Origin of the sequence: Synechococcus sp. NOUM97013, from assembly GCF_014279815.1 — a bacterium.
Lineage (GTDB): Bacteria > Cyanobacteriota > Cyanobacteriia > PCC-6307 > Cyanobiaceae > Synechococcus_C.
The window spans coordinates 1,557,228-1,569,969 of the sequence record NZ_CP047941.1; the positions used below are offsets into that span (position 1 = coordinate 1,557,228).

Below are 12,742 nucleotides of genomic sequence, written 5' to 3' on the forward strand. Positions count from 1 at the left end.
AAGACTCATGATTCAAGATCAAAAACAATCAGATCAGCCAGGAGATCAAGCAAAACAGCCTCAAGAGCCTTGTGATCTGGATGAACGAGATAAAGGTCTCTGGCCGTCGAATCTGAAAACGTCACCACAACCGAATGTGTAAAATTTTTATTGAGTTTTTCAGGACTTTGATTAGTGCCGTACTCAATCGATTCAATGCCATCAATACTGACCTTGAGCCCAACAAACTGGGCAAACATGGCATCAATACGATCCTTAGGAGCAGTTGACTTAAACTGCAGTAGTAAAAGATGCCTGATCATTGATATCAGCTGGGAAAAGGCTGACCCACCGTAGGCACAAAGACCAGAGAGTCATTGCGAAACCATGTGCTTCTAGGCATCTGAGCAAGGAAAAATCGTCAACAGTGGCTACAACAAAAAGGTGCGGCCCCTTGCCCTCAGGACAGACGCCCCAGCAGTCCATTGCTCTATTGGTCGATGAAAGCGAAACAATGGTTCCTTCTCGCCGCTGCAGTGATCACCGTGACTGGTGCAGGCATCGGCATCATGCTGGGTGAAATCCACCAAGGCGATCTACCGAAGGATGCCGCTCTTCCGGTCGCAGGAGACTGATTCCCGTTAGGCCCACGACGCATCCGCAGTCTTGGTGAACGTGAATTGATCCGACACACAAGGCCCGTCACAGAGCACAGGGATGCATCACCCAACGGCAAAGAGGTGCTCGAGCTAGTGAGGCAGGCCCTTGCCTTTGCGCACTACTGTCGTCACTTCATTGAGAATAGGGTCGATCACGCGATACGTGTTCATTGTGGCCAAAGACTTGGTCCTAGCGCACATGTAGGCCTTGAACTCCGTCTTAAAACAGAGCTCCTGCACCCATTGATCAGGTGCTTCCTGCCTTTGAATGCAGAACATCACTCACTCCAACGTCGTTCACAACCTCACTGCTAGCAACAGCATCGACAATTCGGCACTAGCGATGCCTTAACCCACATCAACGTGACACCACCCCCGAGAGAAAACAGAGCAACAGACTGACAAAAGCCAATCAACCCAACTCAACGGCGTCATATTTCAGATGTGCATCGTTGCCCATCTGCATCAGGAATTGAATTTCTGATTGATCCGACAGCATGATGCAGGTCTCCTCAACACCATCCTTGCGATAGCAATACGCATCAAAATGGTGCGGGTCCCTCGATGATTCAAAGACATCCCCGTTGCGCATCACAAAACGCGTCATCATCTTCAGGCGTGTTCTCTCGTGGTAATCAATGCTTGAGAGATCGTCAGGTGATTATTGATACTAGGTTTTGATTTAAAGATGTTGGAGCCATCCGCACGGACGACAGCCTCAGCATGCACAATCTCAGCTTTGAGCTGGATCAAACTGATCGCGACGCTCTTTGCGATGCTGCATGCCCAGGGCCATGCGATGCAATTCAGTCGCCGATAGAGGGCGAACCGCCGCCATCAACGCATCGTCAGTCCAGTAGTCAGGACTATCAAGGGTTCCTAAATGGAGGGGGCAAGACGGACCACCGGTTTGCATGACGGCCACCTTTCGATTTTCTTCATCATGCTCCAGCGGCTGCCCCAAAGCCAAACACTTGGCGTCAAGACACGCCTCGTCACTCAACCGCCGCCGCTGCTTCAACGCCAGGCCAAAGAGCTGCAAACTCGGCATCGGAAACGACGGCCGTGACCTCGAACTGGATGCCGAAGCCCTTAATCCAAGGACCGAGGTGGGCCCAAACCTTGCCGATGTCCGTGGCCACGGCAATGGCAACACCACTTCCGCTGATGGGCTCGCAAACGCGATATTTCAACTCGAAGCCATCAAAACGGTCACCAGGGCCACCGGCATTGATGTAGTCCGCAAAACCAGGGCATGAGACCCAGGCACCTTCCACGGTCGGAAACGTCCAGACGATCAGATAGTGCTGCAAAAATTGGAAGCCAGATAACTTCTCACTAGCGACAGCAGCAGAAACCGTCAGTCATCATCCCGAAATGGGAATGCGGATATCAAAGCGATGCCGGGGGATGGATCAGGAAACCACACGACCTGCCCTGCTTTTCCCTCGAGGGTTTTGTATGACTTTCAGCTCATCAACTGAGCGTCAGGCTCCCCGGCAGCTGGCCTCAAAGCCAGCGATGGATCATCTGCATGGTTTCGAATCCTGTGTGGTGTTGCATGCCAAAACGCGTCTTGGACACCCAGACTTTCCCAGGACTCAGCCATCCCCGCACTGATCCCAATCAGCCTCGACGGTGAGCTCGATCACACGTTTCACTGATCCGTCAGCGGATCACGAGGAGCAAGCGGACGCCCTGATCGCGGTACGCCGTTGTACCAGATCTTGACGACATCAGTCCCCCGGGGGCCAATCTCAATTTCCGTTTCTGTGGTCGGCTGACTGCCATCTTCTGGCCAGCCAGGCCGTCCCCCCAGAAAGTTAAAAGTGAACCCCCGACCACCACTCACGAAGCAAGCGCCACCACCCGTGGAGGTTTGCACCATGCAGGGCTCAGGCCGATACACGGACAGTCCTCCGTTCTCAGCCACCGCTGTACCCCGAGCAAGATTCATGGCACGGATCTGGGCCCGCGAAACTACTGCCTCAGACCACACCGGCAGTGTGGCCAGTGTCGGGGATCCAACCATCACAGCCGCTGCGGCAAATGCAAGAACGTTCAAAGCACTCAACCTCCTCTCTTTGACATCTTGCAGCTGGTTGAACAACTTGACTGGCAAATCACTGACTAAAAAACGAATGCGATGCGTCACCATCGGTTTCTAAGGTCACCCGATGAAGACAAGCCAACGCGGCTGCTGTGGCGCCGGATGCGCGGATTGCCCGTTCAGGCCTGCACCACCACGAAAACCACCAGCGCCAAACCCGAGCTGCAGCTGCAAGCCAGAACCTGAAAGCAAGGCGCATTGACACATGCGTACTACCGGAATAGAACAGGTGTATCAGCAGCGGATCCATGGCTCCCAGCTCGCCCTACGCACCGTTTAAGGCCGAGGAGTGGATGCGTGAATCCCTCGTCACCCCTCGCAAGCGATGTCCCGTCACGGCTGGATCCAGGACCCCCGCACTCAGGAAACGAAGCGTTTCCACGATGACGAAAAAAGTCAAAAACGCGACCCCAGGGTGTTCGTGGATTCAGGGCGACCTATTCCAGACGAGCAGCCACTGCTGACAACCCGCGTGCACTTACGGGAATCAACCGCAGACCTGTTATGGCGCGAACTGCTGCGGGTTGGGTGGCAGCCGTGCTGTCCCCAGTGGAATGCTGACGCCGATATCTAAAACATGCCGGAAGGCAAACAAGCGAAAACTCTTTTCAAGCGGTGCATCACGAAGCAGCCATCAAGGAAAATATCGGCCAAAAAAGAGAACAAAGCTGATTAGGGCAACGTTGAACAAAGCCAAGGCACCACAAAAAAGCAACGTCAGCATGGCGCACTAGCGATCATTATTTTCTGCCTCACGAGCACCAATTGCGAGCGCAGCAATAAAAGGAAGAATCGCAATCGCAGTAAAAATTTCCATCAAACCACTGTCCATGTTTGCGACCGATGTCCTTGACCCAGGATTAATGCATCCAAGTTCATCTTGAGTTCTTGGGATTTTTCAACGAGGGCAGATCCGTTGGTTGTGCCAGCACGTAAACAACACCCGCAGTGATCACAGCCACAAACGCGATCAGGCCGTAGATGGCAGAGGTGTAATCGGTCACCGCAACACTCATGAAGTTATGCAAAGCACGCTAGTCAATTTGTAAAGCTCTGTAACTAGGTGTTTCTACTGAAAAGCGACCTGAATGTGGATGGTCAGCTTCGAGGTCGGAGACGGCTGGCCTTATTCCACATGCTGGCCGCTCCGAGGGCACTCAGTAACGAACAACCCAAATAAGCGAACATCCACGCAAAAACATATGTGCAACGCAGCGTGCCGCTGTCAAAGCAATAGATCAGGCCCATGATCACCGTGAGGCCAATCGGTAAGGCGAGCGCGATCAAGATGCCCAGCAGAACAAGAAAGCTGAAGGCGAAGATCCGAAATCGCGTGCGCTCAGAAATCGCCATCTTCAATCGTGATCAGCACACGTCATCCGTGCGCACAATGCTGTTTCAACGTAGACACGATCGCAATGTGTGGCAGAGACACCAGGCCAATCTCATGATCAACCGAATTGGTAATGCTTCCTGACCGGTTGATGCACCTCCCAGGTGCAGGAGAGTCCAGCAGGAAACTCCACCAGATCACCCGTCGAAAATCGCACCGGCTCCCCTTGATCCGGGGTCACAGTCACGTCTCCCTCCAGCAGCAGACAGGTTTCACGCTGGTCGTAATGCCAAGGAAAAACACTGACTTCACAAGCCCACACGGGCCAATCTCGTGCACCTAGTGCCAGGATCACGCTCTCCGGACAATTGGCGGTCACACGGATCATCGCTGGAGAACCTTCAGCGTCATGCATCAACCATGATTACGCGGCGCTTGCCCATCACCAACTCTGAGACCGCGCTCCCAGCGCTTCAAGCGCCGCACCATGGCCAAGGCAAGCAAGGCCAATCCCAACCCCAAGAAGCTGAGCCAACCCAACTGACCCAAACCGACCAACACAGCACTGATCCATAGCAGTCCCCAACACCAGGGCTGCAGCCGCCGAACCCAGATCAAAGCGGTTGAACAGCTGCGGCAATGCACGGTGTGGCTGTGGTAGCGATCCATCAAGCTCTCCATCCCCTGACGTGCAGGGAGAGCCTGTCCAGCAAAGGGCTCGCCGCCATGGGTGTTCACCCAGCGATGCAATGCCGCCACATAACGGTCTGACGCGGTTGGCAAGTAGAAGGCACGTTGGGCCTCTGTGCTGCCGCCAGCGGCCTCAAGAACACGTTCCTGCCAGTGGAGGAACACCTGGTCATCTTCCAGAACCTTGTGGTTGCCGATGTGCTGCAACCAACGCGGCCGCAGACCAATCAAGACCCGTGGCAAAGCTGACTTGAACTGGAAGGGAAAGCGGGCAAAAAGACGGCATTCACCACGACGAATGGGCACGGCGTAAACCACGGTGAGAATTCGCGCGAAGCCCTTGGCATCGAGGTCGTGCCACATCAATTGCGGTGCACGGAATTGTGTGAGCTGTGAACCCAGCTTTCCGCGTCTTGGCCCCTCCTCCCACAGCGCTTCGAACCCACGCCAGCTCTCGGATGAAATCACCGCTTCCACGGGCGCAGCATTCTCGCGCCGGCCAACGGTCTGGTGATGGGTGAAGGGAACGTGACTCACATCAAGAACATTTTCCAGAAGGGTGAGTGCATCCATCGGAAGATCGCGGAAGGTGTCCTGAACGATCCAGCCATCGGCCCAACCCTTCCCTTCTTCCTTGAGCAAAGGGACTAGCGGGAGATCCGCTCGGTTGGCCGAATCGGGGTCACCGCTCCAGACAAAAAGCAGTCCCTGGGCGGACGCCGTCGGCAGGGTGCGGCAGCTCGCCCGTCGCCCACCTGGAGAGCAGCTCTCCTGCATCTGCGGAATCCGAGTGCAATGCCCTTCTCCATCAAAACTCCAGCCGTGATAAGGGCACTCGAGCTGGCCAGACGCATTGATCCGCCCTTCACTCAGAGGCACCAGACGGTGTGGACACACATCCTCAAACGCACGCCATTCGTCGGCTGAAACATCCCACCAGAGCACGAGATCACGCGCGAGCAGCGTGAAGCGGTTGGGTCGGTTGCGCTGAAGATCCCGCAGATACGCCACAGGCCACCACTGCTCTGTCCAGGTGGAATGCATCGTCCAAGCACAGCGGCAGTCATGATCGCTGGAGAAAGGGAGTTGCCGCGACAGAACCCCATGATTGACCTCGGTGATTACGGACACCCCCCAGCGGTTCGGCGTCAGGACTACGGCGTCGTCCTGCTCAAGCTGGTGTGGCGGATGCGATTCGACCTGCTTCTTTTGCTGCTGATCAGCGTGCTCGTGGCCAATGGGTTGGTGCCCAGCGGCTGGACGGGGAGTGCCAGCGCGGTGCGAATTCTTGGCATCGCCGCATCGATTTTCATCGGCTTCCGCAACACCCAGGCGATTGGCCGCTGGTGGGAAGCACGCAAGCTCTGGGGAAGTGTGGTGAATGTCAGTCGCGAGTGGGCCGACAGCTTGCGGGCCCACCTCGATAGCAGCCGACCTCCTGGACGACTGGAACGCAAGCTGTTGCGTCTCCAAGTCGCCACGGTGTGGCAGCTGAACTTCCAATTGCGCAATTTCTGGCATCGCGATCTGCGTGCCTTTCAAGACCAGTTGTTGAAGGATCTGAAGTTGCCGAGCAACACCAGCCTCCGCCAGCTGGGGGCTTTGCGCGGCGTGTGGATTGGTGACCTGCACCGCCAGGGCTTCGTCGATGGATTTGGACGGATGCAGCTCATGACCATCGGAAATGCATGCACCGATGCCATCGGTGGCCTGGAGCGGATCCGCAACACCCCGCTGCCTGCGTCCTACGACGTGTTTGTGCGACTGCTCTCTTGGTTTTTCGGGGTGTTGCTGTTGCTCTATTTCCACGACCTTGAACCCAACAGTCACGCGCGTGTTGGCGGGGTGGTGATCGTCATGTTGTTTCTGATGGCAGAACGCATCGGCGCTTATGTGGAGGGTCCTTTTGATGCCGACGGCAGCAGCTTTTCACTCCCGATCGACAGCATCTGTCTCACCATCAGCCATGACTTGCTTGACCATGCAACCGAGCATGTTCAACACCTCAAGTCCAGCGACCCCGTGCGCTGGACTTAATCAAAACCCGTCGTTGCACTATCACGGCTGGGCCATCACTGATCTGCTTCACCATTACAGACCTTCCATGACGTTTTTTTCGGCGATCACGCTTCCGCTGTTGTTGGCGCTGTTCCATTTCGTCGGACCCGTCCCTTCTGACCTGGGCATCCAGGCTGGACATCTCAGCCCCTGCCCTGGACCGGCGCATTGCGCGAGTGCCACGTGGCCTGTCGCCAATGCGGAAGCAGCCCTAACCAGCTTGGCTGAAGCGATCGATGCAGACCCCTCAGCAACCGTTGTCGAGCGGGAAGCGAATTACCTGCACGCCACCTTCAGCAGCAGGATCTTTGGGTTCATTGACGATGTGGAGTTGCTGGCATCCCAACCCGACAGCTTGGAGGCACGCTCTATATCACGGCTTGGAGACTCCGACCTCGGCGTGAATGGACAGCGACTGCAACACCTCAGTGAGGCGTTGCCTGCCCATTGATCTGCATTGCTGAGTGGGCTTCAAGACTCCAACCGCCCGGTTGATCGATCATCTGCGTCAAACGACCGCGTAGCGCCACACAGTCGTGGCACTGACAGGGGTCGTCGTCATGAACGCTGGAATGAAGCCGCACTGGCTGAAAACGTTGACGCATGATCCACACCCTTTGACCTGTTTTGACGCGAGAAGGGCATGACGACCACCACAGCTTCAAAATCCTGTGATGAATTGTTCATCGTTCTGCGATCGAAGATCCTGAGATGCGTTCTGCCAGGTTCAAAGCACTCTGAAGGGCACCCTCAGCCATTCCGAAACCTCGACCTTCGATCCAATCACCGCAAAAGCCGACACGGGTTTGGTGACACCACTGCAGATCAGCTGACAACCCCTGATGCAAGGGCTGGGCAGCCCCCCAGCGCATCACACCCAAAGAGCGCGCCTGAGCCAAGGCGCTGCTGAGGACGGGCCAAGGCTGAACCAGCTCAGAAATCGCCTTGATCAGGTCCTGCTCATGGCGCCGAAGAAGCTCGGGCTGCGAATCCGGCGTGATCACAGCGCCATCGTCGAGTCCATGAACCACCAGACCCAGACGCTGGTCTTGTTGAGGATGCAGAACGAGACGTTCCACGCCAAACCGCTCCTGGGCCTGAGCCGTCAACCAGATTTGGCGCGGCAAGTGGTGACTGGAGACCTCTGGTAGTTCCAGCATCAGGTTCCAACGCACACTGGCCTCCAGGCCAGCGATCTGTTGCAGCGCCGCATCGAGCTGGGGATCGACTCCCGCCGGAACGGCCTCACGCAGCGGAACATGCTGCCAACCGAGCATGGCCAGCGAACGGGGATGCGCCAGCAACGTGCCGCTCAGCACGAGAGCTCTGGCGTGGTGATCACCGTTGAGATGCCAGACAGAACCGTCATGACAGAGCGTTGTAATCCTTTCTCCAAATCGGGCTTCCACAACTTCACCCCCTTGGGCGAGCAACGCTTCGGCAACAGACGCCATGGTGGGCGTGCCTCGCCAGCGCGGACCGCTCAGCAGCACATGGTCCGGCGGCGCCACCTGCTGCCCAAGATGATCAACTCCGACCACGGGCAAGTCATCGGGGCGGAGGACATCGCTTTGCTGCAGCGATGCGATCAGGTTTGCCAGCTCACCCTGTGGAGTATGCGAGAAACTCAGCGTGGGAGAACCATGATCGAGACGCCAGCTGTCGTTATCACGTCGTCGTCGCGTGGCACAGCGTCCCCCTGGGCCCCGTCCCGCCTCAAGCAGCAAGGTCGATCCCTTCCAGCCACGCCGCCGCAGTGCTGCCAGGAGGGCACAGCCGGATAGTCCAGCGCCGATCACGGCCAGATCAACCACCTTCAAACCCCTGTCTCCCGCTCCGATCACCGAGAGTCTGAGCGATGACGCAAAAAAAGACGGGTGGCGGCCCGTCTTGCTCCTTCCCAAGAGCATCCCGGAGTGGAACTCCGTTGAAACCTTTATCGCGCCAGGGTGCTGACAACGCACTAGGAATTGATACTCAACCGAGTTGGCATCCACGCTTCTGCAGAAAGGTGTGCCACGAACAGATCAGGGCCGTCGCAACCCACAAGCTGGATTCAATGATTCCCGCTCAATGTCCCCCTTGTTTCAGTGCCTGATGTGCGGGCAATCCATTGAACGCTCGATGAAAGTGTTCTGGAAACGCAAGGGCCATCTGCTGTGCTCCACGTGCAGGGATCGGATGGACAGCGAACAACCTCCCTCGGATGCGCCATCAGCACCAGACCAACCGCGCTGATGGATCCACCGCCATTGCCAGCCGTTGCAATCGCCTGATTACCAGGAGGCCATGGCCTGCTTCAGGCTCAGCACAGGTTGCTCCGAGGAACTGGTGATCTCGAGAATCATGCCGATGGAGTCGGGAGTGTTCACAGCCTCTAGACAACAACGGGCCACAAGACGACGCGGGATGGAATTGCTGGTCTGCTGATCAGCCCCTGTCCAGAGCACACCCTCTTGCTCCAGCCCTTCTTCCCGCTCCGACAACCCTCCAGGACGAATCACCGTCCAATCCAAACCACTCGCTTCCAACGCTTGCTCGCCGACACGTTTCCACACCAGGATCAAGCCGAAGAGATTGAGCATGTGTCGCCAATGTCCTGCACACAGAGACGACACCAGCACCACACGCTTGACTCCCACCCGCTGACAGCTCTCCACCTGCCGCTTGACGCCCCAGGCATCCACCTTCATGGGACCCGTCAAATCCACCGAAGGGCGTGCACCGGTCGCGATCACTAGCGCATCCACTCCCCGCAAGGAGGCATCCAGAGCCTCAGCATCCATCAGGTTGAGACGATGCTGCTCACACCCCTCCAGCGAAGCTGGAATCGTCGACTCGGGGCGGAGCAGCAGTCTGGCTTGATCACCGGCTGCGAGAAACTCCTCCGCAATCCTGAACCCTGTTTTGCCGGAAGCGCCGCTGACGGCGATGGTGCGAGCGCTCATCTGTGTTTGCCTTCAGGCGATCTGAACAAGTCTCCAGGTGCCATGCAGACGCCCTCGGCGAGTGCGCCTGCATCATGAACACCCAAAGATGCAAGGACGCTAAGTGACCTGGAGACCGGCGAAGTCCTGGACCAGCACCGCACCGCGGGCTGGACGCCGTCACTTTCGACTGGTGCTCCAGGGCGGACGCGGCCCGCAACGCTGGGTGGAGCTGGTGTCGGTTCTGAGCCCTGAAGTGCGTCTGCGTTTGCTCTGGAGCGAAATGCGTGACGCCAGGCTCTGGCAAAGCGGATGGCAGACCATCCCCCCGGAGCCATCAGAGAGCGACTGATGGCAGTGGCTTCGCCGCAATCACTGCAAAAAACGGATCGCCCTTGCCTCCGATCCAACCCAGTGGGCCTGGCCGTTGGGTTTCCTCGGCGATCAGTTCAGGCTTAGACCATCCCTGGGCCATCAGCACCTGGGCCACATAACGGAGGTGATCACCGTCGTCACCGTCGGTCCAGATCTGCGGAGCCTTCGTGAAAAACATGCGGTTGCTGAATGCGCAGATGACCTGGCCTTTGGGACGGGTAATGCGCAACAACTCAGCAGCCACAGCCTCCGGTTGCTGCAGGTACTGCCATCCGGCGACGATCAGGGTGTAATCAACGCTGTCATCCTCCAGCGGCAGGGTCTGATTGGTGTTGAGGTTTTGCACCCAGTGCCGATCCAAGCGTGGATTGGCCTGCAACTCTTGGGCATTGAGCCCATGGCCGATCACCTGCTCGTAACGCTGATCTTCGGGCAGATGACTCACCCAGCTGCTCATCAGATCCAGCACCACGGCACAGCTGGGGATGCGTTCTCGATAGAGGCGCGTGAGGCGATCACGAAAAGCTTCATCCAGATGCTGAACGAAACGGGGATCGCTGTAAAAGAGCGCGTCGTCACTGCCATCGAGCTTGTAACGCTCGTTGTCGCTCAACACCTGCACGACCATGGGGACGGCCTGCTGTCAAAAGGCCTGCGGAACCTAAAGAAACCATCAACGAACCGCGTCCCCCCCCCGGATCCCCATGGCTAGTCCAAGGGAGAACCTTCATCGTGCCAATGCCATGGTTCCTCCCTATGAACATGAGGTCTCCAGCAACGGTCAAGCCGCCGTCGCCGAACCGGAAATGACCGCCAGAACCGGCCTCCGCACCGTGCGTGAGCATGTGGCGCAAGCCATGGATCCGCTGCAGAGGCAGCTCGATGCCAGGCTGCATGAATTGGATGAGACATTGCGGCCCCGTCTCGAGCAACCCGTCAAGGACAAACCTTTGATTGCTATCGCAATTGCCGCTGCAAGCGGAGTGGTGCTGGGTGGTCTCAGTGTGCTGACGCTTCTTGCCGGCGGTCACCGCGCTTCTGACTGAGCAAGCTCAGAGGGACAGGCTCTCCAGCAACTGTTGCTGAGCCGTCTTGCCGGTAATGGCATGGGCCGCCATCGCACCGCTGGCGGCCACCGGCGGGATACCGATCCCGGGAAACGTGCTGGCACCGCAGTGCAGCAACCCTTTCAACGGGGTCTGAACACCGGGAAACAAGCCTCGTGCCGCCGACAACGCAGGTCCGTAACTGCCCTGATGCACCGAGAGAAAATGCCGGTGGGTCAGCGGGGTTCCTTCCATCACCACCTTGCAGCGGCTGCGCAGATCTGGAATGCGCTGTTCGAGCACCTGCCAAAACACCGAACAGCGTTGTTCACGCACCCGCTTGTAGTCCGCCGAGTTGTGCTCGAGGTCGCTCCAGTAACCCCACGGCTCATTAGCGGGTGTGTAGGCATGCAGCACGTGATGACCTGCGGGAGCCATCGCCGGATCAAGCACCGATGGAATCGAGACCACCACCGCATTGCGCTCGGCGGTGATGCCCCGCTCCCAATCACCGACCCAAACGGTGTGAATGGGCAGGTCAGCGAGACCTGTCGCATCGAATCCGAGGTGAAGATGCAGAAACGAACCACAAGCTGGTGTCTGCCGGCGCTGCTCCTGCCACGACGGTGCACTGGATTCCGGGAGAAGTGCTGCCGTGCTCCAGGCATCGGCATTACTGACCACGTGATCGGCTTGGATTCGTTCGCCATTCACCAGCTCAACGCCGACGGCTCGCTCACCATCCACTAAGACCTTCTGAACGCGTGCTCCAAGACGAAGTTTGCCGCCATGTTTTTCAAGTCCTCGCACCAGGGCGGCCACCACCGAGGCACTGCCTCCCCTGGGGAAGTCAAGGCTTGCCTCGGGGTTAAACCATTCGCCGAACAAGGTTGCCATCGCCGCGGCATTGGTGTCGGCCATTGGCATGCCGCTGATCAGGAAGCACAGCAAATCCACCCAGTTCCTGAGAAAAGGGTCCTGTAGATGACGATCCACCAGAGGCCCGAAGGCACCACTGAGATGACGCAGCGCCGGCAAGTGCGGAAGCAGCTTTCCACTACGACGCAATAAGGGTCCCAGGCCATCCAGTCCGCCAGGGGGTAGTGCCAGAAGAGGCAAGGCATCGGCAGCAGCGGCAATCGGCTTCAGGACCTCAGCGAAACGACGCCATTGCTCGACCGCCTCTGCACCGCGCAGCTCTCCCACCACCTGTTCGAAGCCGTCGGCGCCCACGCCGATGCTCAAGTGGCCTTCAGGAAACAGCACGTCCCATTCGCGGTAGGAGATCACCTCAAGAGGTTCATCCAGTGCTTTTAGGATCTGAGCGAGGGGGTTGTTGCTGGGCCAGCGACCCAGACCACTCCAGAGAGACGGTCCAGATTCGAATTGAAATCCCTGTCGCTCAAAGCCATGGGCCGCGCCACCGGCATGACCATGGGCCTCCAAGACGAGAACATCGAGCCCTGCCCGCGCACATAGCGCCGCGCAGCACAATCCTCCGATTCCGCTGCCGATCACGATCACCTGCTGTCTGGTGGTCATCGATGACCCGCTTGGCGCACTCG

20 protein-coding genes are annotated in these 12,742 nt (G+C 57.7%); 7 read left to right on the plus strand and 13 right to left on the minus strand.

The window, feature by feature from the left end; all coding sequences use genetic code 11:
- Positions 1–5: 5 nt before the first annotated feature.
- Entirely contained in the window at positions 6–302 is a 297-nt protein-coding gene (locus tag SynNOUM97013_RS08415) for a Dabb family protein (protein WP_186479341.1), read from the minus strand.
- A 177-nt stretch (positions 303–479) separates the two neighbouring features.
- Here SynNOUM97013_RS08415 and SynNOUM97013_RS13780 point away from each other — a divergent pair, with 177 nt between their 5' ends.
- Positions 480–614, plus strand: a complete 135-nt coding sequence (locus SynNOUM97013_RS13780) for a hypothetical protein (RefSeq protein ID WP_255442678.1) — start codon at positions 480–482, stop codon at positions 612–614.
- A 436-nt stretch (positions 615–1,050) separates the two neighbouring features.
- Here SynNOUM97013_RS13780 and SynNOUM97013_RS08420 read toward each other — a convergent pair whose 3' ends face one another.
- The 4 genes from SynNOUM97013_RS08420 to SynNOUM97013_RS08435 all read right to left on the minus strand — a co-directional run bounded on the left by SynNOUM97013_RS08420 (position 1,051) and on the right by SynNOUM97013_RS08435 (position 2,670).
- Positions 1,051–1,245 (minus strand): hypothetical protein, encoded by a 195-nt coding sequence (locus SynNOUM97013_RS08420; RefSeq protein WP_186479342.1) that lies wholly within the window; start codon positions 1,243–1,245, stop codon positions 1,051–1,053.
- A gap of 126 nt (positions 1,246–1,371) precedes the next feature.
- The gene (locus SynNOUM97013_RS08425) at positions 1,372–1,563 is read right to left on the minus strand and encodes a hypothetical protein (RefSeq protein WP_186479343.1); all 192 of its coding nucleotides are present in this window, start codon (positions 1,561–1,563) and stop codon (positions 1,372–1,374) included.
- A 70-nt stretch (positions 1,564–1,633) separates the two neighbouring features.
- On the minus strand, positions 1,634–1,951 hold the full coding sequence (locus SynNOUM97013_RS08430) for a DUF3303 domain-containing protein (RefSeq protein ID WP_186479344.1): 318 nt from the start codon (positions 1,949–1,951) through the stop codon (positions 1,634–1,636).
- A 344-nt stretch (positions 1,952–2,295) separates the two neighbouring features.
- Entirely contained in the window at positions 2,296–2,670 is a 375-nt protein-coding gene (locus SynNOUM97013_RS08435) for a hypothetical protein (protein ID WP_255442679.1), read from the minus strand.
- Positions 2,671–2,784: 114 nt separating this feature from the next.
- Between SynNOUM97013_RS08435 and SynNOUM97013_RS08440 the strand changes: the two genes are divergently transcribed.
- The gene (locus SynNOUM97013_RS08440) at positions 2,785–2,934 is read left to right on the plus strand and encodes a hypothetical protein (protein ID WP_186479346.1); all 150 of its coding nucleotides are present in this window, start codon (positions 2,785–2,787) and stop codon (positions 2,932–2,934) included.
- Between the two features lie 139 nt (positions 2,935–3,073).
- Positions 3,074–3,322, plus strand: coding sequence for a DUF1651 domain-containing protein (locus tag SynNOUM97013_RS08445; protein ID WP_186479347.1), 249 nt, complete (start codon positions 3,074–3,076; stop codon positions 3,320–3,322).
- Between the two features lie 301 nt (positions 3,323–3,623).
- Here the strand turns inward: SynNOUM97013_RS08445 and SynNOUM97013_RS08450 are convergent, their stop codons facing one another.
- From SynNOUM97013_RS08450 to SynNOUM97013_RS08465, 4 genes are all read right to left on the minus strand, one after another.
- The gene (locus SynNOUM97013_RS08450; protein WP_186481667.1) at positions 3,624–3,764 is read right to left on the minus strand and encodes a hypothetical protein; all 141 of its coding nucleotides are present in this window, start codon (positions 3,762–3,764) and stop codon (positions 3,624–3,626) included.
- 82 nt (positions 3,765–3,846) lie between these two features.
- Positions 3,847–4,101 carry a hypothetical protein gene (locus tag SynNOUM97013_RS08455; RefSeq protein WP_186479348.1) on the minus strand — a complete coding sequence of 85 codons (255 nt, stop codon included), beginning with the start codon at positions 4,099–4,101 and terminating at the stop codon, positions 3,847–3,849.
- Between the two features lie 98 nt (positions 4,102–4,199).
- Complete coding sequence (locus SynNOUM97013_RS08460) at positions 4,200–4,469, minus strand: cupin domain-containing protein (protein WP_186481529.1); 270 nt, start codon at positions 4,467–4,469, stop codon at positions 4,200–4,202.
- 26 nt (positions 4,470–4,495) lie between these two features.
- Positions 4,496–5,815, minus strand: a complete 1,320-nt coding sequence (locus tag SynNOUM97013_RS08465) for a Rieske 2Fe-2S domain-containing protein (RefSeq protein WP_186479349.1) — start codon at positions 5,813–5,815, stop codon at positions 4,496–4,498.
- Positions 5,816–5,836: 21 nt separating this feature from the next.
- Between SynNOUM97013_RS08465 and SynNOUM97013_RS08470 the strand changes: the two genes are divergently transcribed.
- Both SynNOUM97013_RS08470 and SynNOUM97013_RS08475 read left to right on the plus strand, forming a co-directional pair.
- Positions 5,837–6,808 carry a bestrophin family ion channel gene (locus SynNOUM97013_RS08470; RefSeq protein ID WP_255442680.1) on the plus strand — a complete coding sequence of 324 codons (972 nt, stop codon included), beginning with the start codon at positions 5,837–5,839 and terminating at the stop codon, positions 6,806–6,808.
- A gap of 67 nt (positions 6,809–6,875) precedes the next feature.
- Entirely contained in the window at positions 6,876–7,280 is a 405-nt protein-coding gene (locus tag SynNOUM97013_RS08475; protein ID WP_186479350.1) for a DUF1499 domain-containing protein, read from the plus strand.
- A gap of 232 nt (positions 7,281–7,512) precedes the next feature.
- Here the strand turns inward: SynNOUM97013_RS08475 and SynNOUM97013_RS08480 are convergent, their stop codons facing one another.
- Both SynNOUM97013_RS08480 and SynNOUM97013_RS08485 read right to left on the minus strand, forming a co-directional pair.
- Positions 7,513–8,643 (minus strand): NAD(P)-binding protein, encoded by a 1,131-nt coding sequence (locus SynNOUM97013_RS08480; protein ID WP_370586417.1) that lies wholly within the window; start codon positions 8,641–8,643, stop codon positions 7,513–7,515.
- Between the two features lie 462 nt (positions 8,644–9,105).
- The gene (locus SynNOUM97013_RS08485) at positions 9,106–9,777 is read right to left on the minus strand and encodes an SDR family oxidoreductase (RefSeq protein WP_186479352.1); all 672 of its coding nucleotides are present in this window, start codon (positions 9,775–9,777) and stop codon (positions 9,106–9,108) included.
- 103 nt (positions 9,778–9,880) lie between these two features.
- Between SynNOUM97013_RS08485 and SynNOUM97013_RS08490 the strand changes: the two genes are divergently transcribed.
- On the plus strand, positions 9,881–10,108 hold the full coding sequence (locus tag SynNOUM97013_RS08490; RefSeq protein ID WP_186479353.1) for a TIGR02450 family Trp-rich protein: 228 nt from the start codon (positions 9,881–9,883) through the stop codon (positions 10,106–10,108).
- Here the strand turns inward: SynNOUM97013_RS08490 and SynNOUM97013_RS08495 are convergent.
- Positions 10,094–10,759 carry a class I SAM-dependent methyltransferase gene (locus tag SynNOUM97013_RS08495; RefSeq protein WP_186479354.1) on the minus strand — a complete coding sequence of 222 codons (666 nt, stop codon included), beginning with the start codon at positions 10,757–10,759 and terminating at the stop codon, positions 10,094–10,096. The two genes, SynNOUM97013_RS08490 and SynNOUM97013_RS08495, sit on opposite strands and share 15 nt — an antisense overlap.
- A gap of 76 nt (positions 10,760–10,835) precedes the next feature.
- Here SynNOUM97013_RS08495 and SynNOUM97013_RS08500 point away from each other — a divergent pair, with 76 nt between their 5' ends.
- The gene (locus tag SynNOUM97013_RS08500; protein ID WP_255442682.1) at positions 10,836–11,177 is read left to right on the plus strand and encodes a hypothetical protein; all 342 of its coding nucleotides are present in this window, start codon (positions 10,836–10,838) and stop codon (positions 11,175–11,177) included.
- 6 nt (positions 11,178–11,183) lie between these two features.
- Here SynNOUM97013_RS08500 and SynNOUM97013_RS08505 read toward each other — a convergent pair whose 3' ends face one another.
- Positions 11,184–12,719, minus strand: coding sequence for an NAD(P)/FAD-dependent oxidoreductase (locus SynNOUM97013_RS08505; protein WP_186479355.1), 1,536 nt, complete (start codon positions 12,717–12,719; stop codon positions 11,184–11,186).
- Between the last annotated feature and the right edge of the window lie 23 nt (positions 12,720–12,742).

Bases quoted from the DNA above. Each gene is read 5' to 3' on its own strand.
- SynNOUM97013_RS08415 (WP_186479341.1), bottom strand. From the start codon at position 302: ATGATCAGGCATCTTTTACTACTGCAGTTTAAGTCAACTGCTCCTAAG.
- SynNOUM97013_RS13780 (WP_255442678.1), top strand. From the start codon at position 480: ATGAAAGCGAAACAATGGTTCCTTCTCGCCGCTGCAGTGATCACCGTG.
- SynNOUM97013_RS08420 (WP_186479342.1), bottom strand. From the start codon at position 1,245: ATGACGCGTTTTGTGATGCGCAACGGGGATGTCTTTGAATCATCGAGG.
- SynNOUM97013_RS08435 (WP_255442679.1), bottom strand. From the start codon at position 2,670: ATGGTTGGATCCCCGACACTGGCCACACTGCCGGTGTGGTCTGAGGCA.
- SynNOUM97013_RS08440 (WP_186479346.1), top strand. From the start codon at position 2,785: ATGCGTCACCATCGGTTTCTAAGGTCACCCGATGAAGACAAGCCAACG.
- SynNOUM97013_RS08445 (WP_186479347.1), top strand. From the start codon at position 3,074: ATGTCCCGTCACGGCTGGATCCAGGACCCCCGCACTCAGGAAACGAAG.
- SynNOUM97013_RS08450 (WP_186481667.1), bottom strand. From the start codon at position 3,764: ATGAGTGTTGCGGTGACCGATTACACCTCTGCCATCTACGGCCTGATC.
- SynNOUM97013_RS08455 (WP_186479348.1), bottom strand. From the start codon at position 4,101: ATGGCGATTTCTGAGCGCACGCGATTTCGGATCTTCGCCTTCAGCTTT.
- SynNOUM97013_RS08460 (WP_186481529.1), bottom strand. From the start codon at position 4,469: ATGATCCGTGTGACCGCCAATTGTCCGGAGAGCGTGATCCTGGCACTA.
- SynNOUM97013_RS08465 (WP_186479349.1), bottom strand. From the start codon at position 5,815: ATGCATTCCACCTGGACAGAGCAGTGGTGGCCTGTGGCGTATCTGCGG.
- SynNOUM97013_RS08470 (WP_255442680.1), top strand. From the start codon at position 5,837: ATGATCGCTGGAGAAAGGGAGTTGCCGCGACAGAACCCCATGATTGAC.
- SynNOUM97013_RS08475 (WP_186479350.1), top strand. From the start codon at position 6,876: ATGACGTTTTTTTCGGCGATCACGCTTCCGCTGTTGTTGGCGCTGTTC.
- SynNOUM97013_RS08485 (WP_186479352.1), bottom strand. From the start codon at position 9,777: ATGAGCGCTCGCACCATCGCCGTCAGCGGCGCTTCCGGCAAAACAGGG.
- SynNOUM97013_RS08495 (WP_186479354.1), bottom strand. From the start codon at position 10,759: ATGGTCGTGCAGGTGTTGAGCGACAACGAGCGTTACAAGCTCGATGGC.
- SynNOUM97013_RS08500 (WP_255442682.1), top strand. From the start codon at position 10,836: ATGGCTAGTCCAAGGGAGAACCTTCATCGTGCCAATGCCATGGTTCCT.
- SynNOUM97013_RS08505 (WP_186479355.1), bottom strand. From the start codon at position 12,719: ATGACCACCAGACAGCAGGTGATCGTGATCGGCAGCGGAATCGGAGGA.